24 protein-coding genes are annotated in these 23,489 nt (G+C 68.2%); 5 read left to right on the forward strand and 19 right to left on the reverse strand.

What is annotated here, in order from left to right:
* The first annotated feature begins 42 nt into the window (after positions 1-42).
* On the forward strand, positions 43-1,932 hold the full coding sequence (gene ggt / locus AC1RQF_RS16015) for a gamma-glutamyltransferase (protein WP_443111539.1): 1,890 nt from the start codon (positions 43-45) through the stop codon (positions 1,930-1,932).
* A 52-nt stretch (positions 1,933-1,984) separates the two neighbouring features.
* Here ggt and AC1RQF_RS16020 read toward each other — a convergent pair whose 3' ends face one another.
* Positions 1,985-2,440 carry a ParB N-terminal domain-containing protein gene (locus AC1RQF_RS16020; RefSeq protein WP_273999298.1) on the reverse strand — a complete coding sequence of 152 codons (456 nt, stop codon included), beginning with the start codon at positions 2,438-2,440 and terminating at the stop codon, positions 1,985-1,987.
* Between the two features lie 160 nt (positions 2,441-2,600).
* On the opposite strand from AC1RQF_RS16020, the gene AC1RQF_RS16025 reads away from it, so the two are divergent.
* Entirely contained in the window at positions 2,601-3,236 is a 636-nt protein-coding gene (locus AC1RQF_RS16025) for a LysE family translocator (RefSeq protein ID WP_273999299.1), read from the forward strand.
* A 60-nt stretch (positions 3,237-3,296) separates the two neighbouring features.
* On the opposite strand, the gene AC1RQF_RS16030 is transcribed toward AC1RQF_RS16025, so the two are convergent.
* From AC1RQF_RS16030 to AC1RQF_RS16065, 8 genes are read right to left on the reverse strand one after another with little or no spacing between them, the layout of a single operon-like run.
* A complete protein-coding gene (locus tag AC1RQF_RS16030) occupies positions 3,297-4,658 on the reverse strand; it encodes a TrpB-like pyridoxal phosphate-dependent enzyme (protein WP_492872457.1) in 1,362 nt (453 codons plus the stop codon).
* A 13-nt stretch (positions 4,659-4,671) separates the two neighbouring features.
* Positions 4,672-5,394, reverse strand: coding sequence for a B3/B4 domain-containing protein (locus tag AC1RQF_RS16035; protein WP_273999301.1), 723 nt, complete (start codon positions 5,392-5,394; stop codon positions 4,672-4,674).
* Positions 5,394-5,684, reverse strand: a complete 291-nt coding sequence (locus AC1RQF_RS16040) for a chorismate mutase (protein WP_273999302.1) — start codon at positions 5,682-5,684, stop codon at positions 5,394-5,396. Before AC1RQF_RS16040 ends, AC1RQF_RS16035 begins: the two co-directional genes overlap by 1 nt.
* A gap of 50 nt (positions 5,685-5,734) precedes the next feature.
* A complete protein-coding gene (locus AC1RQF_RS16045) occupies positions 5,735-6,388 on the reverse strand; it encodes a flavodoxin family protein (RefSeq protein WP_273999303.1) in 654 nt (217 codons plus the stop codon).
* A 15-nt stretch (positions 6,389-6,403) separates the two neighbouring features.
* Positions 6,404-7,804 (reverse strand): UbiD family decarboxylase, encoded by a 1,401-nt coding sequence (locus AC1RQF_RS16050; protein WP_273999304.1) that lies wholly within the window; start codon positions 7,802-7,804, stop codon positions 6,404-6,406.
* Between the two features lie 15 nt (positions 7,805-7,819).
* Complete coding sequence (locus AC1RQF_RS16055) at positions 7,820-8,173, reverse strand: cupin domain-containing protein (protein WP_273999305.1); 354 nt, start codon at positions 8,171-8,173, stop codon at positions 7,820-7,822.
* A gap of 36 nt (positions 8,174-8,209) precedes the next feature.
* Positions 8,210-8,806 carry an anthranilate synthase component II gene (locus tag AC1RQF_RS16060; RefSeq protein WP_273999306.1) on the reverse strand — a complete coding sequence of 199 codons (597 nt, stop codon included), beginning with the start codon at positions 8,804-8,806 and terminating at the stop codon, positions 8,210-8,212.
* 11 nt (positions 8,807-8,817) lie between these two features.
* The gene (locus AC1RQF_RS16065) at positions 8,818-10,215 is read right to left on the reverse strand and encodes an anthranilate synthase component I family protein (protein ID WP_492872458.1); all 1,398 of its coding nucleotides are present in this window, start codon (positions 10,213-10,215) and stop codon (positions 8,818-8,820) included.
* Between the two features lie 366 nt (positions 10,216-10,581).
* Between AC1RQF_RS16065 and AC1RQF_RS16070 the strand changes: the two genes are divergently transcribed.
* Positions 10,582-11,985: an aminotransferase-like domain-containing protein gene (locus AC1RQF_RS16070; protein WP_492872459.1), complete on the forward strand. Its 1,404-nt coding sequence runs from the start codon at positions 10,582-10,584 to the stop codon at positions 11,983-11,985.
* A gap of 310 nt (positions 11,986-12,295) precedes the next feature.
* Here the strand turns inward: AC1RQF_RS16070 and AC1RQF_RS16075 are convergent, their stop codons facing one another.
* From AC1RQF_RS16075 to AC1RQF_RS16090, 4 genes are all read right to left on the reverse strand, one after another.
* Positions 12,296-13,177, reverse strand: a complete 882-nt coding sequence (locus AC1RQF_RS16075; protein ID WP_273999310.1) for an ABC transporter permease subunit — start codon at positions 13,175-13,177, stop codon at positions 12,296-12,298.
* On the reverse strand, positions 13,174-13,971 hold the full coding sequence (locus AC1RQF_RS16080) for a taurine ABC transporter ATP-binding protein (protein WP_492872460.1): 798 nt from the start codon (positions 13,969-13,971) through the stop codon (positions 13,174-13,176). The genes AC1RQF_RS16075 and AC1RQF_RS16080 overlap by 4 nt, the downstream gene beginning before the upstream one ends.
* Before the next feature lie 17 nt (positions 13,972-13,988).
* Positions 13,989-15,017 carry a taurine ABC transporter substrate-binding protein gene (tauA, locus tag AC1RQF_RS16085; protein WP_273999312.1) on the reverse strand — a complete coding sequence of 343 codons (1,029 nt, stop codon included), beginning with the start codon at positions 15,015-15,017 and terminating at the stop codon, positions 13,989-13,991.
* Between the two features lie 169 nt (positions 15,018-15,186).
* Positions 15,187-16,068, reverse strand: a complete 882-nt coding sequence (locus tag AC1RQF_RS16090) for a LysR family transcriptional regulator (protein ID WP_273999313.1) — start codon at positions 16,066-16,068, stop codon at positions 15,187-15,189.
* A 118-nt stretch (positions 16,069-16,186) separates the two neighbouring features.
* On the opposite strand from AC1RQF_RS16090, the gene AC1RQF_RS16095 reads away from it, so the two are divergent.
* Positions 16,187-17,608 carry an MFS transporter gene (locus AC1RQF_RS16095; RefSeq protein WP_492872461.1) on the forward strand — a complete coding sequence of 474 codons (1,422 nt, stop codon included), beginning with the start codon at positions 16,187-16,189 and terminating at the stop codon, positions 17,606-17,608.
* On the opposite strand, the gene lipA is transcribed toward AC1RQF_RS16095, so the two are convergent.
* From lipA to AC1RQF_RS16110, 3 genes are all read right to left on the reverse strand, one after another.
* The gene (lipA, locus tag AC1RQF_RS16100; RefSeq protein ID WP_273999315.1) at positions 17,529-18,515 is read right to left on the reverse strand and encodes a lipoyl synthase; all 987 of its coding nucleotides are present in this window, start codon (positions 18,513-18,515) and stop codon (positions 17,529-17,531) included. The genes AC1RQF_RS16095 and lipA overlap by 80 nt on opposite strands.
* Positions 18,508-19,227: a lipoyl(octanoyl) transferase LipB gene (lipB, locus tag AC1RQF_RS16105; protein WP_273999316.1), complete on the reverse strand. Its 720-nt coding sequence runs from the start codon at positions 19,225-19,227 to the stop codon at positions 18,508-18,510. Before lipB ends, lipA begins: the two co-directional genes overlap by 8 nt.
* An 82-nt stretch (positions 19,228-19,309) precedes the next feature.
* Positions 19,310-19,636 (reverse strand): DUF2917 domain-containing protein, encoded by a 327-nt coding sequence (locus AC1RQF_RS16110; protein ID WP_273999317.1) that lies wholly within the window; start codon positions 19,634-19,636, stop codon positions 19,310-19,312.
* 101 nt (positions 19,637-19,737) lie between these two features.
* Here AC1RQF_RS16110 and AC1RQF_RS16115 point away from each other — a divergent pair, with 101 nt between their 5' ends.
* The gene (locus tag AC1RQF_RS16115; RefSeq protein WP_273999318.1) at positions 19,738-20,688 is read left to right on the forward strand and encodes a transcriptional regulator GcvA; all 951 of its coding nucleotides are present in this window, start codon (positions 19,738-19,740) and stop codon (positions 20,686-20,688) included.
* Positions 20,689-20,697: 9 nt separating this feature from the next.
* On the opposite strand, the gene AC1RQF_RS16120 is transcribed toward AC1RQF_RS16115, so the two are convergent.
* The 3 genes from AC1RQF_RS16120 to AC1RQF_RS16130 are packed head-to-tail and all read right to left on the reverse strand — an operon-like array spanning position 20,698 to position 23,295.
* Entirely contained in the window at positions 20,698-21,006 is a 309-nt protein-coding gene (locus AC1RQF_RS16120) for an HP0495 family protein (RefSeq protein ID WP_273999319.1), read from the reverse strand.
* Between the two features lie 21 nt (positions 21,007-21,027).
* The gene (locus AC1RQF_RS16125; protein WP_492872462.1) at positions 21,028-21,939 is read right to left on the reverse strand and encodes a D-amino acid aminotransferase; all 912 of its coding nucleotides are present in this window, start codon (positions 21,937-21,939) and stop codon (positions 21,028-21,030) included.
* Positions 21,940-21,984: 45 nt separating this feature from the next.
* Positions 21,985-23,295, reverse strand: a complete 1,311-nt coding sequence (locus AC1RQF_RS16130; RefSeq protein WP_273999321.1) for a D-alanyl-D-alanine carboxypeptidase family protein — start codon at positions 23,293-23,295, stop codon at positions 21,985-21,987.
* Positions 23,296-23,489 lie beyond the last annotated feature (194 nt).

A 23,489-nucleotide genomic window follows, 5' to 3' on the forward strand; every position in this document is an offset into this window, starting at 1 on the left:
CGCCGGCCGGCGCGGCGGCCCCGAACCCTGAGCGAGGTGTCGATGACGAACCGGAATCACCCGCGCGAGCACGGCGCATGGATGCGCGCCGCGCTCGCGGTATTGCTCGCCGGCATGGCGGCCTGTTCGAGCGCGCCCGACGCGTCGGCGCCGCATGCGCCGACCGCCGGGGCGGCCGCGCCCGCGCCCGCGCCGAGCGACGGCGGCGCGCTGCCCGCGCCGCCGGAAGCCGCCTCGGGCTGGACCGACAAGCCGGGCTGGACCGCGCAGCGCGACATGATCGCGGCCGCCAATCCGCTCGCGGCGCAGGCCGGCAACCAGATGCTGAAGGCGGGCGGCAGCGCGGTCGACGCGGCGATCGCGGCGCAACTGGTGCTGACGCTCGTCGAGCCGCAATCGTCGGGCATCGGCGGCGGCGCGTTCCTGCTGTACGCGAATGCGCAGGGCATGCAGGCCTACGACGGCCGGGAGACCGCGCCGGCCGCCGCGACCGATCGCCTGTTCCTCGGCCCGGACGGCAAGCCGCTGCCGTTCTATCAAGGCGTGGTGGGCGGCCGCTCGGTGGGCGCGCCGGGCGTGCTGCGCATGCTCGAGCTCGCGCATCGCGCGCACGGCAGGCTGCCGTGGCGCACGCTGTTCCAGCCGGCGATCCGGCTCGCCGGACAGGGTTTCGCGATCAGCCCGCGGCTCGCGTCGCTGCTCGCGAGCGAGCGCTACCTGATGAACGATCCGGCCGCGCGCGCCTATTTCTACAACCGCGACGGCACGCCGAAGCAGGCCGGCGCGATCCTCAGGAATCCGCAGCTTGCGGCGGTGCTGGCGCAGGTGGCCGAGCATGGCGCGAATGCGTTCTACAGCGGCCCGATCGCACGCGACATCGTCGCCAAGGTGCGCCGGCATCCGACCAACCCGGGCCTCCTCACCGTTCAGGATCTCGCCCGCTACCGCGCGAAGGCGCGCGCCCCGCTGTGCGCCGACTACCGCAAGTGGACCGTGTGCGGGATGCCGCCGCCGTCGTCGGGCGGCCTCGCCATCGCGCAGATGCTGGGGATCCTCGCGGCCATGCCGGACTGGCAGCAGATCGGCGCGCAAAAACCGGTGCGCAACGCGTACGGCGACGAGCCGACGCCGTTCGCGGCGCACCTGTTCAGCGAAGCCGGGCGGCTCGCCTACGCGGATCGCGCGCGCTACGTGGCCGATCCCGATTTCACGCCGCTGCCCGGCGGCGATGCGAAATCGCTGACGGACCCGCGTTATCTCGCGCAGCGCGCGCGGCTCGTCGGCGACGTCAGCATGGGGCGCGCCCCGGCCGGCACGCCCGACGGCGCGACGCTCGCGCGCGCCGACGATCGCAGCCCGGAACTGCCCTCGACCTCGCAGATCTCGGTGGTCGACCGGTACGGCGGCGCGGTGTCGATGACGACCAGCATCGAGGATCAGTTCGGTTCGCGCCTGATGGTGCGCGGCTTCCTGCTCAACAACCAGCTGACCGATTTCTCGTTCGTCTCGGAGGAGAACGGGCGGCCGGTCGCGAACCGGGTGCAGGCGGGCAAGCGGCCGCGCTCGTCGATGGCGCCCGAGATCGTGTTCGAGAAAGGCACGCGGCGCGTGATGATGGTGGTCGGCTCGCCGGGCGGCTCGTCGATCATCAACTACGTCGCGAAGACGCTGATCGGAACCATGGACTGGGGCATGACGATGCAGCAGGCGATCGCGCTGCCCAACTTCGGCTCGCGCAACGGGCCGACCGAGCTGGAGAAGGGGCGCGTGTCCGACGCGCTCGTCGACGGGCTCAAGGCGCGCGGGCATGAGGTCGCGCTCGTGGACCTCACATCCGGCGTGCAGGGCATCCAGCGCATCAATGTCGAAGGGCAGTCGGTGTGGTTCGGCGGCGCGGATCCCCGGCGCGAAGGGGTCGCGATGGGGCATTGAGGGCGCCGCGCCGACGCGAGCGGTGTCCGGCCCGCCGGGCGGCGGGCCCCGGCTACCGGACAGCGGCCCCGCGCGAAGCGTCACCGCCCTGCAGTTCGGCGAGCGCGATGTCGCATTGGAATTCGACGGGGGTGCGCAATTGATGGCGGGTCGTCTTCGGCGGATAGAGATGACGCCGCAGCCCGCGCGCGATCACATCCGCCGGCGAGAGCGCGAACTCCGGACGACGCGAGGCCAGGATCACGCTGGAATAGTCGAGCAACAGGCACGGCACCCAGGACAGCGCGGACCGCAAGGCGAACTCTCGCCGATGATGGCCGTCCATGATGACGTGCGTGGCTTGCTCGATCAGCAGCGGATAGCGCCAGCAGCCCAGCGCCGCGATCTCGCGGGAGACGTCCTGTACGCGGGCCTCGATGAATTCCTCGGTGGGCAACAGGTGTTCGGGCCGCAACAGCACGAGATCGCTGCGCTGGACGATGGTCTTCGTGACGATGATGCCGCTCAAGAGTGTTCCTCCCTGTCACGCAATGTGACGACGATTGATCTCGGCCCGCCCCGCTCGTTCGCGTCGCCACGATCCGCATGGCCCATGCAAAGTAAGGGTATCCAGTCCGTTAGGGCGGTATTAAACTGGCGCACTTCGACACCCATTCAGGAGCCGCGACATGAATTCGACGACTCTCCTACTGTATGTCATCGCCGTCTCCGCCGTCACGGTCACGCCGGGCCCCACGATGCTGCTCGCGCTGAACAACGGCGCCACGCGCGGGATGCGCATCGCGGCGTACGGCATCGCCGGGGCCGCGCTGTCCGATCTCATCCTGATCGGCGCGGTCGGATGCGGGCTCGGCGCGATCATGCAGGCCTCGGAGCACCTGTTCGCGCTGCTGAAGTGGGTGGGCGCCGTCTACCTGCTGTACCTCGCCTGGTCGCTGTGGCGCGCGCCCGCGACCCCGCCCCAGGCCGATGCCGTGCAGGCGGACGGCGCACAGGACGGCCGCTCCGCATTCAAGCGCTCGCTGCTCGTCGCCCTGTCGAATCCGAAGGGGCTGCTGTTCTTCTCGGCCTTCCTGCCGCAGTTCATCCAGCCTCAAGCGAGCGCGGCGACCCAGTACGCCACGCTCGCCATCCTCACCGCCGTGATCGACATCCTGTTGATGAGCGTCTACGCGGTCAGCGGCTATCACGTGATGAAGGTGATGTCCGGACAGGCGCTGAAATGGCTGAACCGGGGTTGCGCCGGCATGCTGGCCGGCCTGGCGATCGCCCTCAGCCTCTATCGCCGCAACACCGTGGCCTGAGGCGATGACGCGCCGGCGCCCGACGCATCGGCGCCCGACGCATCGGCGCCCGACCCGGCGTCAGTCGACGACCGGCAGCTTGGCGAGCGCGGCCGCCATCTCGGCTTCATCGTAAGTCTGGTCGGCGAGCTTCGACGCGTTGAAGTTCTGATACGCGCTCATGTCGAAATGACCATGCCCGGACAGGTTGAACAGGATGCTCTCCGGCCGCCCTTCCCGCTTGCACCGCAACGCTTCCTGAATGGCGCAGGACACGGCATGCGTGGCTTCCGGCGCGGGCACGATGCCTTCGCAGCGCGCGAACAGCTGGCCCGCGGCAAAGCACTCGGTTTGCTGGAAGGCCATCGCCTCGATCAGACCCAACTCGCGGATGTGCGACACCAGCGGCGCCATGCCGTGATACCGCAGCCCCCCTGCATGGAGCCCCGGCGGTGTGAAGGTCGCGCCCAGCGTGTGCATCTTCGCGAGCGGCGTGATGCCCGCCGTGTCGCCGAAGTCATAGGCATACTGCCCGCGCGTCAACGACGGACACGCCGACGGCTCCGCCGCGATATAGCGGCGCGAGCGTCCGCCGCGCAGCTGCTGGCCGAGGAACGGGAAGACCAGGCCCGCGAAATTCGACCCGCCGCCCGTGCACGCAATGATGACGTCGGGATCGTCGCCGGCCATCTCCATCTGCATCAGCGCTTCCTGACCGACGATGGTCTGGTGCAGCAGCACGTGATTCAGGACCGAGCCGAGCGCATAGCGCGTCTCCGGCGTCGCCCCGGCCGCCTCGACCGCCTCGGAGATGGCGATGCCGAGCGAACCGGGATGCTCGGGATCGCCGGCCAGGATCGAACGGCCGAATGCGGTCTCCGGCGACGGCGACGCCAGGCAGCGCGCGCCGTAGGTTTCCATCAGCGCCCGGCGATACGGCTTCTGGTCGTATGAGATGCGAACCTGGTAGACGGTGACGTCCAGCCCGAACAGTTGTCCGGCGAATGCGAGCGAGGCGCCCCATTGTCCCGCGCCGGTTTCCGTGACCAGGCGCTTGATGCCGGCCTGCTGGTTGTACCAGGCCTGCGGCACCGCCGAATTCGGCTTGTGCGATCCGGACGGAGACACCCCCTCATACTTGTAGTAGATGCGCGCCGGCGTATCGAGCGCCCGTTCCAGCCGATGCGCGCGAATCAGCGGCGACGGCCGCCACAGCCGATACACGTCGCGCACGGCGTCGGGGATCGGGATCTCCCGTTCGGTCGACAGTTCCTGCTCGATGATCGCGGGCGGGAACAGGCCCGCGAGGTCGCTCGCCTGGATGGGCTGCCGCGTGCCGGGATGCAGCATCGGCGGCGCGGGTCGGGGCAGATCCGCGACGAGGTTGTACCAGACGCGCGGAAGTTTCGACTCGTCGAGCATGAAGCGGGTAGTCTGATTCATCACAATCGTTCCGTTAGTTAAGGCATGGGCAGGGAAAATCGGCCGTCAACGCATGACCGGACAGCAGTTGAGCCGTGCAGGACGCCTGTGGCCAATGCGCGTGGATCGCCTCGCGCAGGACGGCGGACAACGCGAGCAGATCGGCCTCGCCGCCGGCATGCAGCGCTTCCGCCACGACGAACGCCCGCGTGGTCGACGACGAAATGGCGGAGAAGCCGCTTTGCCGATGGGACCATTTGCGCGCATGCGCGCGGCCGGACTCGTCCTCGAAGGTGACTTCGCCGGCCGGCACGACGGCCGTCTCGCCGTCGAATCCCTCATACGCGGAACGGCCGGAGGCGTAACCGACCTCGAGCCGCCCGTCGATCCGGTCGATGTCCAGCCCGGCCACGGGCACCGCGAAGCGCGCGGACAACGCATTGCAGAGCAGCACGAACGGATGCAGACCGACCGTGAACGCATCGCTGGTTCTCAGACGCCGGAGAATCGATTCGGCCGCCATGCGGAACTTGGTCGGATCGACGCCGCTCTGCCGATAGGCCGCCCGCCAGTCGCGCACCGATTCGATCTGGCTCTCCGAACCCTGTTGCCGCAGCCGTTCGCGCGCGATCGCCAGGTTCGCCTCGACCGCCTCGCTCACGCTGGGCTCGGGAGACAGCCCGTCCACGAAGCACACGAGCGATCGCAGTTTCGGAAAATCGGCGACCAGCGTTCCGGCATACCTGAAGGCGCGCATCATGAATTCGTCAGCCCCTTCTCGCGCAACTGAAGCGCCGTGAGCGTATCGATGATCGCGCGGTAGATCGCGACGATCGCATCGGCGTTCCCGTCGGCGCGACGCGCGCGCGCCGCCGCCGCGTCGAGCACCTGCTGAACGCGGTCGCAGCCGCGGATTTCCTCGACCGTGTGCTTGTGCTTGGATGCCTCCAATGCAAGCGCGATGCGTTTCGCCAGGAGCGGGACGATCTGATCGTCGATGCCGTCGATCTGTCGGCGGATGTCGGCCAGTTGTTCCGGGATGGACATGAGAATGCCTCCAACAAAGTAGGGGTGAGCGGGAACGGGGCGGGCGGGCGCTATGCCGCGCGCTCGTTGACGGTATGCGGCGCCAGATACTGCGCCCGCTGCGCGGGCGGCACCGCGCGCAGCAGGCCGGCCATGCCGATCATGCGCATCAGCATCGCGTGCAGCGATTCGAGCCCCTCTCGATCCTTCATGCCGGCGCCCGGCGAACCGCCGTGGATGACGACCGGGTAGCCGCTGCCGACGAGAATCATTCTGTTGAGCAGGAAATTGCTGACCAGCTGGTGAAACACGGCTTCGTGCGCATAGCGCCGGCCGGTGATCACCGCACCCGCGACCTTGTTGGCCAGCGGTCGCTCGAAACGGAGATAGCCGACCCCGGCGCGCTCGATGAAGATCTGCATCGGATGCGCCATGCCGTAGCCGTGGACCGGCACCGCGTAGATGATCCCGTCGGCCTTGCGAAGCCTCGCGACGATCCCCGGCATGTCGTCGTCCAGCTCGCACGAGGTCGAGCGCATGTTGCATTCGCCGCATCCTCCGCACGGCAGGATCCGATGCTCGCGCAGATGCACGACGTCTATCGTGCACGCGTGATCCGCCAGGATCGAGCGGATGTGTTCGGCGACCTGCTCGGTGTTGCCCATTGCCCGTTCCGAGCCCGTGACGATCGCGAAATGCAGCGGCGTCGCTTCAGGTGGATTCATGATCGATGGCCCTCGTCAGATGCGCTGGAATCGCTGCCGCAATGCCAGGGGCGCGGTCAGGTCCAGCAGATATTTGTCGGTTCGGCACGCGGCTGCGTCGAGATAGCCGATCCCCTGCGAAGGATCGAGCGGAAATCCCGGCACCGCGGCTTGCAGATGAAGATCGCGGCTGGGCTGGAAGCGCGTCGCCATGGCCCAGAACAGGTCCTCCGGGGAATGGATGTCGATATCCTCGTCGACGACCCAGATCGCCTTGACGAGGCGGTGTCGCGCGATCACCTCGTCGCGGAGCCGCGCCATCGCGCCGTCCGTGTCGCGGTGTTTCCTGACGCGCAGCACGGCAATCAGCTGGCCGCCGCCGGCGGACAGATAATGCACATCGAGCACGGCCAGGTCGGCGCCGGGCCGCTGCGCGAAATAGCGGATCATGCCGGCCTCGGTCGGCAAGGCAAGCAGCTCGGATTGCTCCTTGCCCGGCCCGAGAAACGCCTGATAGATCGGCGAGCGCCGATGGAACACCGCGGATACCTCGATCACCGGCAACGCGGCGTGCGCGTCGCCCATGTAGCCCAGGAACTCCGGCATCGCCCCGCGCGCGGCGGCGTGCGCGCGCTCGTCCGCGGTATCCGCGAGCAGCATGCCTTCGATGACGATTTCGCTCTGCGCGAGACAGAACGTCTCGTTCGTCGCACAGCGCGCGATGTCGATCGGCTTGCCCAGGAGGGCGCCTGCGGTTTCCAGTTCGCCACGGCCGGGTTCGACGAAGGGCGCGCTCAGGCACGACGCGAGATAGACCGCGGGCGGCGCACCGATGTTGATCGAGATCGGCAGCGGACGACGCTGGTCGAGCGCTTTCCGATACAGCTGGTCGAGGTCGCGACCCGGCAGGATCCAGATCGTCAGGCGCGTGGCGTCCAGCACGCGCATCCGGTGGATCGACACGCTTGCGAATCCGCGGTCCGGATCCCCCGCGCACACGATGCCGGCGGTCAGATACGGCCCGGCGTCGTCCGCCGTGGTCGTCAGGATCGGGAGCGCATCCAGCCCCGCCGGCGCCTGCTCCTCGCGGCACGGCGGCGCGGCGCACCAGCGCGGCGCAATGCGGGCGCCCAGCTTCAGCGCGAGATGTCGCGCACCGCTCCCGGGACTCGCGCCGAGCAGCCATTCATTGCGCGCCCGCGAGCCGAAGCAGCCCATGGCCACGGGCATGCGCCCGTTCGCGCCGGTGTACAGGACGACAGGCTCATCGCCGCTGCGCGGGCTCCCCGGCGATACGGCGAAGTGCGTGCGATAGTGGGCCGCGATTTCCAGATGAGGATCGAGCCCCGCGTCCATTTCCACGAGCGCATCGCGCGCGCGCCAGGCGTCGAGCGCATCTCGCAGCGAGTGAGGGGGAGACCAATGACGGATCGGCATGTGTCCACCGGCGCATCAACGCGACGCGGCTTCCGTCTGGTTGTCGACCACGAACACGAGGGTCCGGCCGTCGACCGCGCCGCGGGACCGATGCCGGACGCCGTCGGGAATCGAGAATGCCGCGCCCGGGTGGCAGTCGAATGTCTGGTCGTCGAAGATGATCGTGAAGCGCCCCTCGAGGACATAACCCTGATGCCCGACCAGACACCAGTGCTGTTCGTCGAACCCGGGCGGCAGTTCGAGCAGGCGCAGGCGCTTGCCGTTGGAATAGAAGATCTTGACCCGCCCATCGGCGCCGGGCTTGGTCCAGCGCTCCCAGGGCGCCTGCTCGGCATCGAAGGTGACGGGATCGTAGGCAATGTTGGACATCGTGGCGTTCCGTTAGTGAGAGAAAAGGACTGCTGATTAGACAGGGACGGCTACGCGCCTGGACGACGCGGCGCCCAGGTGGTGTTCGAAGAAACTGCTGAAGATCGACAGGCCGTTCTCCGTGGAGATGCTTTCCGGATGAAACTGCACGCCCTCGACCGGCAAATGCCGATGACGCACCCCCATCACCTGCTGGTCGTCCAACGCGTGCGCCGTGACGATCAACGCGTCCGGCACGCTGTCGCGCGCGATCACGAGCGAGTGGTAGCGCGTGGCGGCAAACGGCTTGCCCGAGGTCTTTCGGAACACGCCGATCCCGTCGTTGGCGATCACGCTCGTCTTGCCATGCATGCAGATGGGCGCACGCACGACTTGCCCGCCATAGGCCATCCCGATGGCCTGATGCCCGAGGCAGACCCCCAGCACCGGCGCGCGTCGCTCCAGCGCGCGGATCATGTCCGGATAGCGCGCCTCCTCGGGACGCCCGGGCCCCGGCCCCAGCACCACGGCATCCGGCGGATCGGCGAGCATCGCGTCGATCCCCGGATCGTCGTAGCGCAGAACACGGGTATCCAGTCCGATCGATCGGAGATAGATATCAATGACAAATACGAAGCTGTCGTACGCATCCACGAGCACAACCTTCATGCGAGCAACTCCTGTCCAGTGACGGTGCGATAGAGCATGCGCAACTTGGCCAGCGTTTCCTGCCATTCGCGTTCCGGATGCGAGTCGTACACCACGCCCGCGCTGGCGCGCAGCCGATATTCGCCTTCGATCCGGCATGCCATCCGAATGCAGAGCGCCAGGTTCATCTCGCCGCGAAAATCGATCAGCCCGATCGCGCCGGCGTATTGGCCGCGCGGCGAGGCCTCCAGGTTCTCGATGATTTCCATCGCGCGGATTTTCGGCGCGCCGACCATCGTGCCCGCGGGAAACGTGGCGCGCAGCACGTCGATCGCATCGCACTCGGGACGCAGATCGCCGGATACGGTCGAGACGAGGTGATACAGCGAGGGAAATTCCTCCAGGGCCATCAAGCTCGGCACCTCGAGCGAGCCCGGCTTGCAGATGCGCCCGATATCGTTGCGGCACAGATCGACCAGCATCACGTGCTCGGCGTTCTCCTTCACGGACGCGCTCAGTTCGTTCCTCAGCGCCTGCGGATCCATCCCGGCCGATTTCGCCAGGGTGCCCGCGATCGGCCGCATCGACAGCCGGCGGCCCGCGAGCCGCACGTAGTTCTCGGGGCTCGCGCCGACCAGCGTCATGTCGTCGGCCTGATGCAGGAACATGTACGGCGAGGGATTCTGCATCCGGAGCTTCGCGTAGAGCGACAACGGGTCCATCGCGGATCCGATGCGGATTTCATGCCCCAGTTGAACCTGGTAGATGTCCCCCGCATGGATATGCTCCAGCGCGGTCCACGACGCATCGAGATAGCGCCCCTTGGTGGTCGACCATCGAATCTCTCCGACCTCCGGCGAAACCGGCAGGAACGGCGACGGCGCGTCGAACAGTCCCAGCAGGGCCGGGAGGTCCGGCGCATCGAAGCCCGGCGCGTGGTTCACGTACAGGGTCGCGCCATCCGTCCCGAAGAGGATCATGTGCTGGTAGAGATCCAGGCGGATCAGCGTCGATTCGTCACGCGGCAGGCGGCGAGGCAGGCGCTCGACGAGCGCGGCCGCGTCGTAGCCGATCCTTGCCACGAAGCCGGCGACGAAGGGCTCCCCGGCGTTCTCCATCCGGTAGCTCGAGAACAGCAAGGTGCGAAGCATGCGCCACAGCAGATCCGTGGAAGTCAGCGCCGCACGCCCGGCGGCATCGAACCGGGGCATGCCCGGCACCGCCTCGACCGTGCGAATCAGGTGCTGGCGCACGGCGTCGGCGGCGTCGATGCGCACCTCGTCGGCCGTCATGCAAATCGAGCCCAGCTTGTTGACGGCGACGAACGACTGCTGGCAATCGGCCGCCGGCCCGCGCACCGATTCGGCGAGAAATGCGTGTTGCGCTCCGAATCGTTCGACAGCCAGGCGATACACGCTGAACGGATCGACGCCGGGTTTGATGCCGATTGGGAAAACTTCTGTCTGGATGGTGTGCATCACAAATAGATTCGCTGGTTGGTCACAACACGCTTAATCGTTTCCAAATAATCAGCCTTGAAAAAGAATCGCACCAGATACACGGAACCACGCTTTAACACTCGCACCTGACGCAAGTTGTATTCTGTGCTCCCCTCATATCGGGCTATCTGTACCGGGTTACGCGAGACATCTCGCAACAATTCAATTACAAAAAAACACACCCGAACAGCATGGAACCGATTTACTCACCAGCCATATAGAAAAAAGGTACAGGGTCGAATGCGAGCAGATTCATATGGATACCAACCTCTTTATGTCAAGTTGGCGAAGCGAATCGAATATGCGATTCAAGTGGGCGCCTACTCGCCGGGGGATCGTTTGCCGTCGTTGAGGAAATGCGCACAAGATCATTCCGTCTCGCTGTCGACGGTTCTGGAGGCCTATCGGAGTCTCGAGGACGCGCGACTGATCGAATGCCGCCCCAAGGCCGGGCATTTCGTGTCCGTTCCGCTGCCTCGGGCCTCGGAGACCGAGGTCGGCGCCTTGCCCGCGTGGTCGGCGGCGGTGGAAGTCGCGACCTTGATCGAGACGATGATGCGCTCCACGACCGTCCCCCATCTGGTTTCGTTTGGATCGGGGTACCCCGCGTGCGACCTGATGCAGGCCGAGATGAGGCGCGCCATGCTGCATGCCGTGCAACGCGGCGGCAGGGCGCCGGGATACGATCCGACGACGCCCGGGGAGGATGCGCTGCGCAAGGCCATCGCGCGACGAACCTTGACGATGGGATGCGCGCTCGATCCCCGCGAGATCATCCTGACGACCGGCGCAACCGAATCGGTCAGCTTGTGCCTGATGGCCGTGACCCGGCCCGGAGACACGGTGGCGGTGGAGTCGCCCACCTCGTTCGGCTTCCTGCGAACCCTGGGCGTGCTGGGGCTCAGCGTCCTGGAGATCCCCTCTCATCCCACGCACGGGCTGTCCGTCGATGCGCTGGCGCTCGCGTTGCGCACCAACCGCGTGAGCGCCGTGCTGGCGACGCCGACGCTGGCAAATCCGACGGGTACGTGCATGCCGCTCGCGGAACGCGAACGCCTGGTGCAGTTGCTGGCGCGGGGTGAGATTCCGTTGATCGAAGACGTGATCTACAACGACCTGGTCCACGACGACGTGTACCGCCGAGCGGTGAAGTCGTATGACAAGACGGGAACCGTGCTGCTGTGCGGCTCCTATTCGAAAACGATCTCGCCCGGATTGCGGGTGGGCTGGCTGTCCGCCGGTGCGTTCGCCACGCGCATCCGCACGCTGAAATCCGCGATATCGGGCAGCAATTGCCTGATCAACGAGCTGGCGCTCGCCGAACTGCTCGCGGAGTCCCACTACAATCGGCGGCTCCGCGCGCTGCATCAGGCGTATTGCAAGAGCCGCGTCGAAGCCCGGCGCATCATCGCGCGCGCCTTTCCAAAGGGGACGCGCGTGAATGATCCGATCGGAGGATCAATACTGTGGGTCGAATTGCCGGGGGAATTGGATTCGCTCGCGCTTTTCAAGGCGTGCCTTCAGGAGCAAATCCTGATCGCCCCGGGCACGATGTTCAGCGTCTCCGATTCATATCGACACTGCTTTCGGATCAGTGTGCCGCGGCTGTGGGAAAACGTGCATGGCCGGGCATTGGCGCGAATCGGAGAAATCAGCTTCGATTTATTGACTCGGGGAATTCCGTGAATTTCGTGAATTCCGGGATTCCCGATTTATTCGATCGTCCGCTTTTCCATTACCCATTCGCTTAAAATCGCAACACGCATCAGTCAATCCCGGAGAATCCGCGGATTTAACGCGCGGCCGAACGGTTCCAATGCGCGCATTCCGTCACGAGCGAACGGCTTTCGATAAACGGCTTTCGATATATCGCGCGGTTGTCCCGCGAGACAGGTATCGGGCAAGGCGGCCCGTGGGAGGCGGCCATCGATGCCGCCGAACCGAAGCGCCCGCGCGGCACCAGGCCCGGCGCCGCCACCGTCGGGCCGCCGCCCGCTCACCCCCGCCCCTTCCACGGCACGAGCCGGCGCTCGACCGCCCGCATCAGCAGGTCGAACGCCCACGCGATCACGCCGATGATGATGATCCCCATCACGACGACGTCGGTGCGCAGGAAGCTCGACGCATTGAGCACCATCTGTCCGAGCCCGGCCGTGGCCGCGACCATTTCCGCGGCGACCAGCGTGGTCCAGCCGAAGCCGATCGCGATCCGCAGGCCGGTGAGGATTTCCGGCTGCGCGGCGGGCAGCACCACGTGACGGACCACCTGCGCGAAACTGCCGCCCAGCGAATACGCGGCATTGATCTGTTCGAGCGTCGCGCTCTTCACGCCGGCGCGCGCGGCCATCGCGATCGGCGCGAAGCAGGCGAGGAAGATCACGACCAGCTTGGCGGTCTCGTCGATGCCGAACCAGATCACCACGAGCGGCAGATACGCGAGCGGCGGCAAGGGCCGGTAGAACTCGAGCGGCGGATCGAGCAGCCCGCGCGCGATGCGGCTCACGCCCATCAGGATCCCGGTCGGCACGCCGACCACCACCGCCAGCGCGAACGCGCCGAACACGCGCAGCGCGCTCCAGCCCAGGTGCTGCGCGAGCGGCAGGCCGCCCTGGATCCGCCCATGCCACGCATCGACGAACGCGCGCCACACCGCGTCCGGCGGCGGCAGGAACAGCGGCGGCAGCCATTGCCAGCGCGTCGCGGCCCACCACAGCACGGCCAGCCCCGCCACCGATGCGACGCTGAGCCCGGCCGTCGCGCCCTCGCCCGGCACCCGATAGCGTCGTTGCCGCCCGCGCCGCGCGTCCGCCCGGCCGCGCGCGTCCCGCCTCTCTTCCGCGAACCGCGGGTGCTCCACCACCGCATCCCGTCCGCTCATGCCGCCGCCTCCATCGGTTCGCGCCGGTGCAGGCGCTCGATCAGCCGCTCGCGCCATTCAATGAATTCCGCCGACGACTTCACCGCGCGCGCATCGCGCGTCTCCACGTAACGACGCGCGAACGGCAGGTCATAGGTTTCCGCGATCCGTCCCGGCCCCGGCGTCATCACCACCAGCCGCGTCGCGAGAAACAGCGCCTCCTCGACGCCGTGCGTGATGAAGAACACCGTGTTGCGGGTCCGCGCCCACAGGTCGAGCACCAGCTCCTGCATCGCCTCGCGCGTCATCGCGTCGAGCGCCCCCATCGGCTCGTCCATCAGCAGCACGCCCGGATCGCCCGCCAGCGCGCGGGCGATCCCCACCCGCTGCTGCATCCCGCCCGACAGCTCGTAGACGCGCGCATGCGCATGTCGTTCGAGCCCGACGAGCGCAAGCATGCGGCGCGCCCGCGCCTCCCGCTCGGCTTTCGGCACCTGCCGAAAACGCAGGCCGAGCGCGACGTTGCCCAGCACGTCGAGCCACGGCAGCAGCGCATATTTCTGGAACACGACGCCGCGCTCCGCGCCCGGCCCCGTGACGGGCGCGCCATCGATCAGCACGTCGCCCTCGGTCGGCGCGACGAAGCCCGCGATGCAGTTGAGCAGGGTCGTCTTGCCGCACCCCGACGCCCCCAGCGCCACCACGAACTCGCCCGCCTCGATGCACAGATCGACCCCGGCCAGCGCCTGCGTGCCGGCCTGGCCGCGCGCGCCCGGATACGCGACGGACAGTCGCCGAATCTCCAGCCTGCTCATGTTGACCTCCCCCGCGCTCAGCGCGCGGCCGCCTTCTGGACGAACCGCGGGTCGACGCCCGCCGAATAATCGGGCAGCACGGCCTGGATCGTGCCCTGCGCCTTGAGGAACGCCGCCGTCGCCGCGAGCGACTTCGCCGCGCCCGACTGCGCGCCGCCGCCCAGCCAGACGTTCGAGGCCTGCTCGGCCGGCGTCGGGAAGGCGTACAGCGCGAGGCTCGCCGGCACGTCGGGCAGGTTCGCCCCCGACACTTTCGCGACCGCCGCCGCCTGCGCCGAGCCGACGCCCCAGGCCGCCGGCCGCGCGCGGTAGTCCGCGTCGGCCGCCGCCAGCACCTTGACGAAGCGCGCGACGAACTCGGGGTTGTCGCGCGCGAACGCGCGGCTCACCACGAAGCCGTCGAAGGTCGCCTTGCCGGTCTGTTTCGCGATCTGCCCCGACGTGGTCAGCACCCGCCCGCTCTGCTTCACCTTCGCGAGCACCGGGTCCCAGATGTAGGTCGCGTCGATGTCGCCGCGCGCCCACGCCGCCGCGACCTCGGGGGGGCGCAGGTTCACGATCTTCACGTCGTTCGGGTTCACGCCCGCGTTTTGCAGCGCGACCAGCGTGTGGAAATGCGAAGTCGACACGTAGGGCACGCCGATCTTGCGGCCCTTCAGGCCCGCGATGCTCGTCACGCCCGAGCCGTCGCGCGCGACCAGCGCCTCGGCGTCGTTGATGTTGTCGAGGATCCAGAACAGCGAGATGTCGAGCCCCTGCGACAAGCCGGCCGCGATCGGGCTCGATCCCGCCTCGCCCAGCTGCACCGAGCCCGACGCGAGCGCGCGGATCACGTCCGCGCCGCTGTCGAGCTTGCGGAACGTGACCTTGTAGCCGGTCGCCTTCTCGACTTCACCGCTCGCCTGCGCATAGCGCCACGGCACCACCATGTCCTGGTACGCGATCACCACTTCGCGCGGCCCGGCGTGCGCGGCCGGCGCGGCCACGGCGGATGCGACGACCGTCAGCGCGGCCGCCGCGAGGCGAATCAATCGGGAACGCTGCATGGCACTTCTCTCCTGTCGGTGCGGCAAAAAGGCTTCCGACTATAGGAGGTTTGAAACCGCGGGGTTCCAATTAATCCTGCGATGCTATTGATGCCGTTGGCGCTTTGCTTTCCCTGTTCGATTGGATGCGCCGCGCGATCGGGCCGGCAAAGCCGCGCCGCAGCGACGCTCACGCGTGCGCGAACGCCGCCGCGAGCGCGTCGACCACCACCCGCACGCGCGCCGCGCGCGCCAGGTCGCGATGCAGGACCAGCCACGCCTCGTAGTCGGCCGCCCGGCGCGCCTCCGGCCAGACCCGCACGAGCGCCGGATCGCGGCGCGCGAGATAGACGGGCAGTTCGCCGAGCGCCAGCCCCGCGCGCACGAAAGTCGCGAGCATCAGGCTCGAATCCAGTTCGGCCGCCACCCGGGCGTGCGCGATCGACTCGCCCACGAGCGTGCCGTCCTGCCGCTCGGTCACGCCCGCCTGGTACAGCGCGATGTCGTGGCCCGCGAGCCCGTCGCCCGCGCGCGGCGCGCCGCGCGCGTCGAGGTAGCCGCGCGTCGCGTACAGCCCGACCTCCCACTGCGCGAGCCGGCGCACGATCAGTTCGCCCTGGGCCGGACGCACGGTGCGGATCGCGATGTCGGCCTCGCGGCGCGACAGGTCGAGAAGCCGCCGGGTCGTCGTCAGGATCACGCGCACGTCCGGGTGGGCCTCGCGCAGCGACGCGATCGCCGGCGTCACGAAATCGACCGCGAGCGCATCGGTGGTGGTGACCCGCACCTCGCCCGCGATCCGTTCGTCGAGTTGCTCCGCGCGCCGCTCGAACGACAGCGCGAGGCGCTCCATCGCCGCGCCCGCGTCGCGCGCCTGCCGGCCCGCGTCGGTCAGCGCCTCGCCGCCGCGCGTGCGCAGGAACAGGGTCGCGCCGAGCCGCGCCTCGAGCGCGGCCAGGCGGCGCCCGACCGTCGTCTGGTCGATCCCGAGCGTGCGTCCCGCGCCCGACAGCGAACCCGCGCGGCAGATCGCGAGAAAGATCCGCAGGTCGTCCCAGTTCCCGTTCGTCATCGCTTTCGTTTCTCGTCGTTCAGGCGTTTTTGCATGCGCCTCGTGCATTTCCATGCATTTTCACACGAGCACGACGCGCCTACGATGCGAGACCTTTTCACTCCGCCCTGCTCCCGCCATGCCCCACCCCTCCCTGATCCTGGTCGTCGCCGTGCTGAGCGTGTTCGGCCTGCTCGCCTCCGACGTCTACCTGCCGGCCATGCCCGCGATGGCCGTCGCGTTCGGCGTCGCCGACTGGCGGATGCCTCAGACCGTGTCCGTCTACCTGCTCGCGCTCGCGATCGCGCAACTCGGCTACGGGCCGCTGGCCGACCGCTGGGGCCGCAAGCCCGTGCTGATCGCCGGCATCCTGCTGTACATCGCCGGCTCGCTCGGCTGCGCGAGCGCCGCCGGCTTCATGCCGTTTCTCGCCTGGCGCGCGCTCGAAGCGCTCGGCGCGGCGGCCGGGCTCGTACTCGGCCGCACCATCATCGCGGACACCTGCGACACGCAGGCGGCCGCCCGCGTGTACGGCATCGTGTATCCGCTCGTATCCCTGTCGCCGGCGCTCGCGCCCGCGCTCGGCGCGCATCTCGCGCAGCGGTTCGGCTGGCGGGCCGACTTCGTCTTCGTCGCCGCGTTCGGTGCGCTCGCGCTGCTGCTCACGCTCGTTTATCTGCCGGAAACCCGTCGCGACGCATCGGGCGTCGATACGTCGGGCGTCGATACGCCGGGCGTCAACACGCAGGGCGTCGACACGCAGGGCGTCGACACGCAGGGTGTCGATACGCAGGGTGTCGATACGCAGGGCGTCGACACGCAGGGCGTCGACACGCCCCGCGCGCGCGCCGGCTTCGTCGCAGTGCTCACCGACCGCGACTTCATCCGCTACACGCTGGTCGTGTGCGCGATCTACGCCGCATGGTTCATCTACCTCACCCAGTCGCCGTTCCTGTTCGTACGGCTCGGCGTCGCGCCGACCACCGCCGGCTGGCTGTACCTGCCGCTCACGGGCGGCATCATCGCCGCCAACCTCGCCGCGAAGCGGCTGCTCGGCCGCCTGCCCTACGACGCGATCGTCGCGCTCGGCCTCGCGAGCTTCGCGCTCGGCGGCGCGGCGTTCGTCGTCTGCGCCGCGCTGGGGGTCGCGCAGGTCGCCGCGCTGGTGCTGCCGATGCTGCTCGTCAGCGTGGCGAACGGGTCGTCGCTGTCGCTCGCGGTGCCGGCCGCGATCGGCGCCCGGCACGGGCGGCCCGCGATCGCGTCGGGCCTCGTCGGCTGCTGCCAGATCGGCGGCGCATCGCTCGCCGCGTTCGGCGTGAGCGCGGGATTCGGGACGGGTCAGGGGGTGCTGGCGATGGCGATCGCTGTGTGTGCGGGGGTCGCGGGCGCAGCGGCGCTGTTCGGCGCGCGGCCATGCAAAAAGCCCGCATCGCTGCGGGCCTTTCTCGGTGCGGCGCAACGGAAACGCTGCGCGCGGCTTACACCACGCCGGCGCCGTGCGCCTGCAGATCCGCGTGATAGCTCGAACGCACCATCGCGCCGACCGCCGCGTGCGTGAAGCCCATCTTGTACGCCTCTTCCTCGTACATCTTGAAGGTGTCCGGGTGCACGTACTCGCGCACCGGCAGGTGATGCTCGGACGGCTGCAGGTACTGGCCGATCGTCAGCATGTCGACGTCGTGCTCGCGCAGGTCGCGCATCACCTGGAGGATTTCCTCCGGCGTCTCGCCGAGACCGACCATCAGCCCCGACTTGGTCGCGACGTCCGGGTGCAGCGCCTTGAAATCCTTGAGCAGCTTGAGCGAGTGCGCGTAGTCCGAACCGGGGCGCGCTTCCTTGTAAAGGCGCGGCACCGTTTCGAGATTGTGGTTCATCACGTCGGGCGGCGCGGCGTTGAGGATCTGCAGCGCGCGATCGAGACGGCCGCGGAAATCCGGCGTGAGGATCTCGATGCGGGTCTCGGGCGAGTGCTCGCGCACCTGCCGGATGCACTCGACGAAATGGCCCGCGCCGCCGTCGCGCAGGTCGTCGCGGTCGACGCTCGTGATCACCACGTACTTGAGCCTGAGCGCGCCGATCGTGCGCGCGAGGTTCTTCGGCTCCTCGACGTCGAGCGGATCGGGGCGGCCGTGGCCGACGTCGCAGAACGGGCAGCGGCGCGTGCACTTGTCGCCCATGATCATGAAGGTCGCCGTCCCCTTGCCGAAGCACTCGCCGATGTTCGGGCAGCTCGCTTCCTCGCACACCGTATGCAGGTTGTGCTCGCGCAGGATCGTCTTGATCTCGTTGAAGCGCGAACTGCCGGTGGCCGCCTTCACGCGGATCCACTCCGGCTTCTTCAGCTTCTCGATCGGGATGATCTTGATCGGGATGCGCGCCGTCTTCGCCTGCGCCTTCTGCTTGGCGGTCGGATCGTAGGCGGCGGCCGGATCGGCCGATGCGGAGGTAGCGATAAGGTCAGTCATTCGATTGTTCCAGTGCCTGCGGCAATACGGCGGCCGCGGTTGCGCCGTCGAGGTTGGCGATCAGACGGGCCACCAGCGTGCGGGCGACCTCGTCCCAGCCGGCCGTCGCGCCCACGCTCGCCATGTCGACCGTTTCGAGCCCCGCGTAACCACAGGGGTTGATCGCGAGGAACGGCCGGAGGTCCATCTTCACGTTGAGGCTCAGGCCGTGATAGCTGCAGCCGTTGCGGATCTTGAGGCCCAGCGCCGCGATCTTGGCGCCCTCGTGAGGGCCGGATGCCACATAGATCCCGGGCGCGCCCGCCTTGCGAACCGACGCGAGATTATACGCCGCGAGGGTTTCCAGCACGGCATCCTCGATCCGGGTGACGAGCGTGCGCACCATCAGCTTGCGCCGCCGCAAGTCGAGCAGCAGGTAGACGACGATCTGGCCGGGGCCGTGATAGGTGATCTGCCCCCCCCGGTCGACCTTGACGAGCGGCACGCCGCTGTCGGCCACCAGCAGGTGGGCGGGGTCGCCCGCCTGGCCGAGCGTGTAGACGGGCGGATGCTCGACCACCCAGATTTCGTCGCCGCTGTCCGCCGTGCGCGCCTCGGTGAACGCGCGCATCGCATCGAAACTGACCGGGTAGGGCTCGACGCCGAGCCAGCGGACCGTGACGGGCGGCGGGGCGGAAACGGAGGGAGGGGGAACGACCGGCGAGGCAGACATGGGCGATAGTTTACCGAAATCCCACCCGCGCCGCCGGCCTATGAAGGGGACGAATCACCGGCCGCCGCGGCGGCCGATGGAGTCAGACCGTGCGCCAGTCGTCGCCGAACCAGCCGGCGACGCGCGCGAGCGCGCGCTTCACGCCCGACACGGCCGCCTGCCGCACCGGCAGCGCCACCGAGAACGCGACGCAGGCGCTTGCCCGGCCGTCGCTGCTGAGCCACAGGCGCTCGCCGCGGCGCAGCTTCAGGCCCTCGCCCGCCACCAGGAAGTAATCGTCGACATCGTCGCTGCGCGTGGCCCACACCACCCCGCCCTGCACGCTCAGCCGGGTGCTGCGCGCGACCCGCAGCGGAATCGTCTCGCCGGCCTGGATTTCGAAGGTAATGCTTGAGGAAATCTCTCTCATGACAGTCTCCGACAAATCTGCTTCAATGGCTCCAATCGTATATGGATCAACGACTTGCACCAAACGATCTATTTTCACCGCCTTGTGAGAAAAATTAGCAAATGGACTTACGCCAGCTGCCTGCGCTGAATGCGCTCCGGGTATTCGAGGCGGCCGCGCGCCACGGCAGTTTCTCGCGCGCGGCGGACGAGCTGTTCGTCACGCACGGCGCGGTGAGCCATCAGGTGCGCGCGCTGGAGTCGGACCTGGGCACGCCGCTGTTCCTGCGTCACGGCAGGCGCCTGCAGCTGACCGAGGCGGGCAGCCGCTATGCGCAGCAGGTGCGCACCGCGCTGATCATGCTCGCCGACGCGACCCGCGACGTGCGCGCGAGCGATCGCGAGCGGCGCCTCGTGGTGTCGATGCTGTCGTCGTTCGCCGCGCGCTGGCTGACGCCGCGGATCGGCCCCTTCATCGAACGGCATCCGGAAATCGATCTCGAATTGCAGTCGACCAACGTGCTCACCGATTTCTCGCGCGACGACGTCGACGCGGTGATCCGCTTCGGCACCGGCGACTATCCGGGGCTGTACGTGGAGCCCTTGCTCGAGGAGGCGTTTTTCCCGGTCTGCGCGCCGACCCTGAACGGCGGCGTGCTGCCGCGCACGCCCGCGGACCTGCCGCGCTACGCGCTGCTGCGCTCGAACGACGAGCTGTGGCGGCCGTGGTTCGACGCGGCGGGCCTCGATACGCTGACCGAACCGCGCCGCGGCGTGCTGTACCAGGATTCATCGAACCTGCTGCAGGCGGCGATCGACGGCCAGGGCATCGCGCTCGTGCGGCGCTCGCTGGCGATCCACGAGCTGGCGCTCGGACGGATCGTGCGCTTGTTCGATATCGATGGGCCGAGCCCGTGGCACTACTTCCTCGTGTGCCCGGAGCCGATGCTGCGCACCGCGCGGGTACAGGCGTTCCGGCGTTGGCTGCTGGAGGAGATCGCGCGCTTCAAGCTGGAGTGCGCGGGACTGGAGGCGCGGCGCGCGGCGGACGCCGCCGCGCGCCGGCAGGTATGACGCGCAGGATCAGAGCACGACCTTGACCATCGGATGGCCGGTGAGCGCGCGATAGATGGTGTCGAGCTGCGCCTGGCTCGTGGCCCGCACGGTGATCGTGAGGCCCGTGTAGTTGCCGCCGCTCGACACGCGCTCCTCGATCTTCTCGAGGTCGATTTCGTTGTCGTGCACGCTCACGACCTTGAAGATCGTGTCCTTGAACTCGGGATGCGCCTTGCCCATGATCTTGATCGGGAAGTCGCACGGGAACTCCAGCAGCGAGTCCTTGCGCGCCTCGATCGCGCCGGTCATTTCGACGGTCTTGGTGGGTTCGGTCATGGTGATACTCCGGCAAAAAGGTCAGACAGGTTCCAGCTCGCGCGTCTTCGCGCGCTGATAGGCCTCGTACAGCGCCGCGTAGACGGGCCCGGGCGTGCCGCCCTGCACGGGCAGATCGTCGAGCAGCGTCACGGGCAGGATTTCCTTGGTGGCCGACGTGATCATGATCTCGTCGGCCGCGCGCAGCTCGGCCTCGTTGATGTCGCGCGAGACGAACGGGATGCCGCATGCGTTCGCGAGCTCCTCGACGAGCTCGTAGCGGATCCCTTCGAGGATCTTGTTGCTGCGCGGCGGCGCGAGCAGCTCGCCGTTCTTCACGATCCAGACGTTGGCCGACGAGCATTCGGTGACGTGGCCGTCGCGCAGCTGGATCGTCTCGAACGCATCGTGCTCGACCGCATGCTGGGCCATCAGCACATTGCCGAGCAGCGACGTCGACTTGATGTCGCAATGGAGCCAGCGGCGATCCTCGGCGGTCACGCAGCGCACGCCGCGCGCGCGCACCTCGGCGCTCGGCAGGCTCAGCGGGCTGACCATCATGAACACGGTGGGCACGGCGCCCGCCGGAAACGCGTGGCCGCGCTTCGCGACGCCGCGCGTCACCTGGATGTAGACGAGCGCATGGCGGCCCTCGCCGAGCGCGGCGGCGTTCGCTTCGAGCGACGCGTCGATGAGCGCGCGCCAGCCGGCCTCGTCGTGCGGATTCTCGATGCCGATCTTCTTGAGGCTGCGTTCAAGGCGCGCGAGATGCTGCGCGATCCGGAACGGCGCGCGGCCGCCTTCATGCGCGTAGGCCGGCACGACCTCGTAGATGCCGTCGCCGAAGATGAAGCCGCGGTCGAGGACCGGAATGCGCGCCTCGGACAGCGGCACGCGTTGCACGTGAGACGACACGCTCAGGTAAACGACCGGATCGAAATCAGCTTGGCTCATGACGGTTGGGCTCGAGAAGGGATCGGAAGGAAGACTCCGCGTAGCTTACTTCTTTTTGCTGAACATCAGCAGGATCGAATCCCAGATCCGGCCGAGGAGACCGGCTTCCGGCACGGCTTCGAGCGCGACGATCGGGAATTGCGCGAGCGTCTTGCCGTCGGCGACGAGCTTGACCGTCCCGACCTGCTGGCCTTGCGCGAGCGGCGCGATCAGCGGGGCGTTGAGATCGACTTCCGGCTTGACCTTGTCGCCCATGCCCTTCGGCACGGTGATCGACTGGTCCTTCAGCACGCCGACCTGGACCGTGTTGCTCTTGCCCTTGTAGATGCGCGGGGTTTCGATCGCCTGGCCGGCCTTGTAGAGGCGCACGGCGTCGAACGCGCTGTAGCCGTAGTTCAGCATCTTCATGCTGTCCTGGACGCGGTCGCTTTCCTTGACCTCGCCCATCATCACCGTGACGAGGCGGCGGTTGCCTTCCGACGCGCCCGGCAGCGGCCGCTTCGCGGACGCGATCAGGCAGAAGCCGGCTGCCTGGGTGTGGCCGGTCTTGAGGCCGTCGACGGTCGGATCGATCCAGAGCAGGCGATTGCGGTTCGGCTGCTTGATCTTGTTGTACGTGAATTCCTTGACCGAGAAGATGTTGTAGTAGTCGGGGAAATCGCGGATCAGATGGGTCGAGAGCGTCGCGAGGTCGTTGGCCGTCGTGTAGTGCTGCGGATCGGGCATGCCGTTCACGTCGGCGAAGCGGGTGCTCTTCATGCCGAGGCGCTGGGCTTCGGTGTTCATCATGTTGATGAACTGGGCTTCGCTGCCGCCGACCAGCTCGGCGAGCGCGATGGCCGCGTCGTTGCCGGACTGGATGATCATCCCGTAGACGAGGTCGTGCACCGAGACCGGCTTGTTGGCTTCGATGAACATGCGCGATTCGTCGCGGCCGACGCGGCGGACCGCCTCGCTCGGCGTGACGATCTGCTCCATCGAGATCTTCTTCGCGTCGAGGGCCTCGAACACCAGATAGGCGGTCATGAGCTTCGTGAGCGAGGCCGGCTCGATGCGCTCGTCGGCGTTGCCGGAGGCGAGGATCTGATTGCTGGACGCATCGACGAGGACCCACGAGCGCGCGTTGACGCCGGGCGGGGGCACGGCGCCGGGCATGAAGGTCGCGGGCGCGCCGGTCGGCTCGGCAGCGGCGGGCGCGGCGGGCGCCTTGGCCTTGGCGGCGGGCTTGGCTTCGGCGACGGCGATCGTCGACACGAGCGCGGCGGGCAGCGCGATGCCGAGGGCGACATTGCGGGCGGCGAGCGCGAGGGTGGTGGTGGAGGCGAGGGACGTGAGGCCGAAGGAAGACAAACGCATGGTCGATTCAGGCAGAAAGTGCAGCGCACGGGGTGCGCGGTTGAGAGCCGGGCGGCGGGCGTTTCGGCGTTCGCGGGAGGCGGAGCGGGCGAAACGCGCCGGTTGGACAGATCGCGGGACGATCGGTTCGCGGGCTGGGCGCACGGGAGGCGCGCGGGCCGCGGACCGGGCGGCGGATCCGGCCGGACCAGCCG

This window comes from Burkholderia sp. GW821-FHT14F03 (genome assembly GCF_058803765.1).

Coding starts and splice junctions, on each gene's coding strand:
- lipB (WP_273999316.1), bottom strand. CDS start 19,227: ATGTCTGCCTCGCCGGTCGTTCCCCCTCCCTCCGTTTCCGCCCCGCCG.
- lipA (WP_273999315.1), bottom strand. CDS start 18,515: ATGACTGACCTTATCGCTACCTCCGCATCGGCCGATCCGGCCGCCGCC.
- AC1RQF_RS16080 (WP_492872460.1), bottom strand. CDS start 13,971: ATGAGCAGGCTGGAGATTCGGCGACTGTCCGTCGCGTATCCGGGCGCG.
- AC1RQF_RS16095 (WP_492872461.1), top strand. CDS start 16,187: ATGCCCCACCCCTCCCTGATCCTGGTCGTCGCCGTGCTGAGCGTGTTC.
- AC1RQF_RS16050 (WP_273999304.1), bottom strand. CDS start 7,804: ATGCCGATCCGTCATTGGTCTCCCCCTCACTCGCTGCGAGATGCGCTC.
- AC1RQF_RS16120 (WP_273999319.1), bottom strand. CDS start 21,006: ATGACCGAACCCACCAAGACCGTCGAAATGACCGGCGCGATCGAGGCG.
- AC1RQF_RS16090 (WP_273999313.1), bottom strand. CDS start 16,068: ATGACGAACGGGAACTGGGACGACCTGCGGATCTTTCTCGCGATCTGC.
- AC1RQF_RS16025 (WP_273999299.1), top strand. CDS start 2,601: ATGAATTCGACGACTCTCCTACTGTATGTCATCGCCGTCTCCGCCGTC.
- AC1RQF_RS16040 (WP_273999302.1), bottom strand. CDS start 5,684: ATGTCCATCCCGGAACAACTGGCCGACATCCGCCGACAGATCGACGGC.
- AC1RQF_RS16075 (WP_273999310.1), bottom strand. CDS start 13,177: ATGAGCGGACGGGATGCGGTGGTGGAGCACCCGCGGTTCGCGGAAGAG.
- ggt (WP_443111539.1), top strand. CDS start 43: ATGACGAACCGGAATCACCCGCGCGAGCACGGCGCATGGATGCGCGCC.
- AC1RQF_RS16115 (WP_273999318.1), top strand. CDS start 19,738: ATGGACTTACGCCAGCTGCCTGCGCTGAATGCGCTCCGGGTATTCGAG.
- AC1RQF_RS16055 (WP_273999305.1), bottom strand. CDS start 8,173: ATGTCCAACATTGCCTACGATCCCGTCACCTTCGATGCCGAGCAGGCG.
- AC1RQF_RS16110 (WP_273999317.1), bottom strand. CDS start 19,636: ATGAGAGAGATTTCCTCAAGCATTACCTTCGAAATCCAGGCCGGCGAG.
- AC1RQF_RS16130 (WP_273999321.1), bottom strand. CDS start 23,295: ATGCGTTTGTCTTCCTTCGGCCTCACGTCCCTCGCCTCCACCACCACC.
- AC1RQF_RS16030 (WP_492872457.1), bottom strand. CDS start 4,658: ATGAATCAGACTACCCGCTTCATGCTCGACGAGTCGAAACTTCCGCGC.
- tauA (WP_273999312.1), bottom strand. CDS start 15,017: ATGCAGCGTTCCCGATTGATTCGCCTCGCGGCGGCCGCGCTGACGGTC.
- AC1RQF_RS16045 (WP_273999303.1), bottom strand. CDS start 6,388: ATGAATCCACCTGAAGCGACGCCGCTGCATTTCGCGATCGTCACGGGC.
- AC1RQF_RS16125 (WP_492872462.1), bottom strand. CDS start 21,939: ATGAGCCAAGCTGATTTCGATCCGGTCGTTTACCTGAGCGTGTCGTCT.
- AC1RQF_RS16035 (WP_273999301.1), bottom strand. CDS start 5,394: ATGCGCGCCTTCAGGTATGCCGGAACGCTGGTCGCCGATTTTCCGAAA.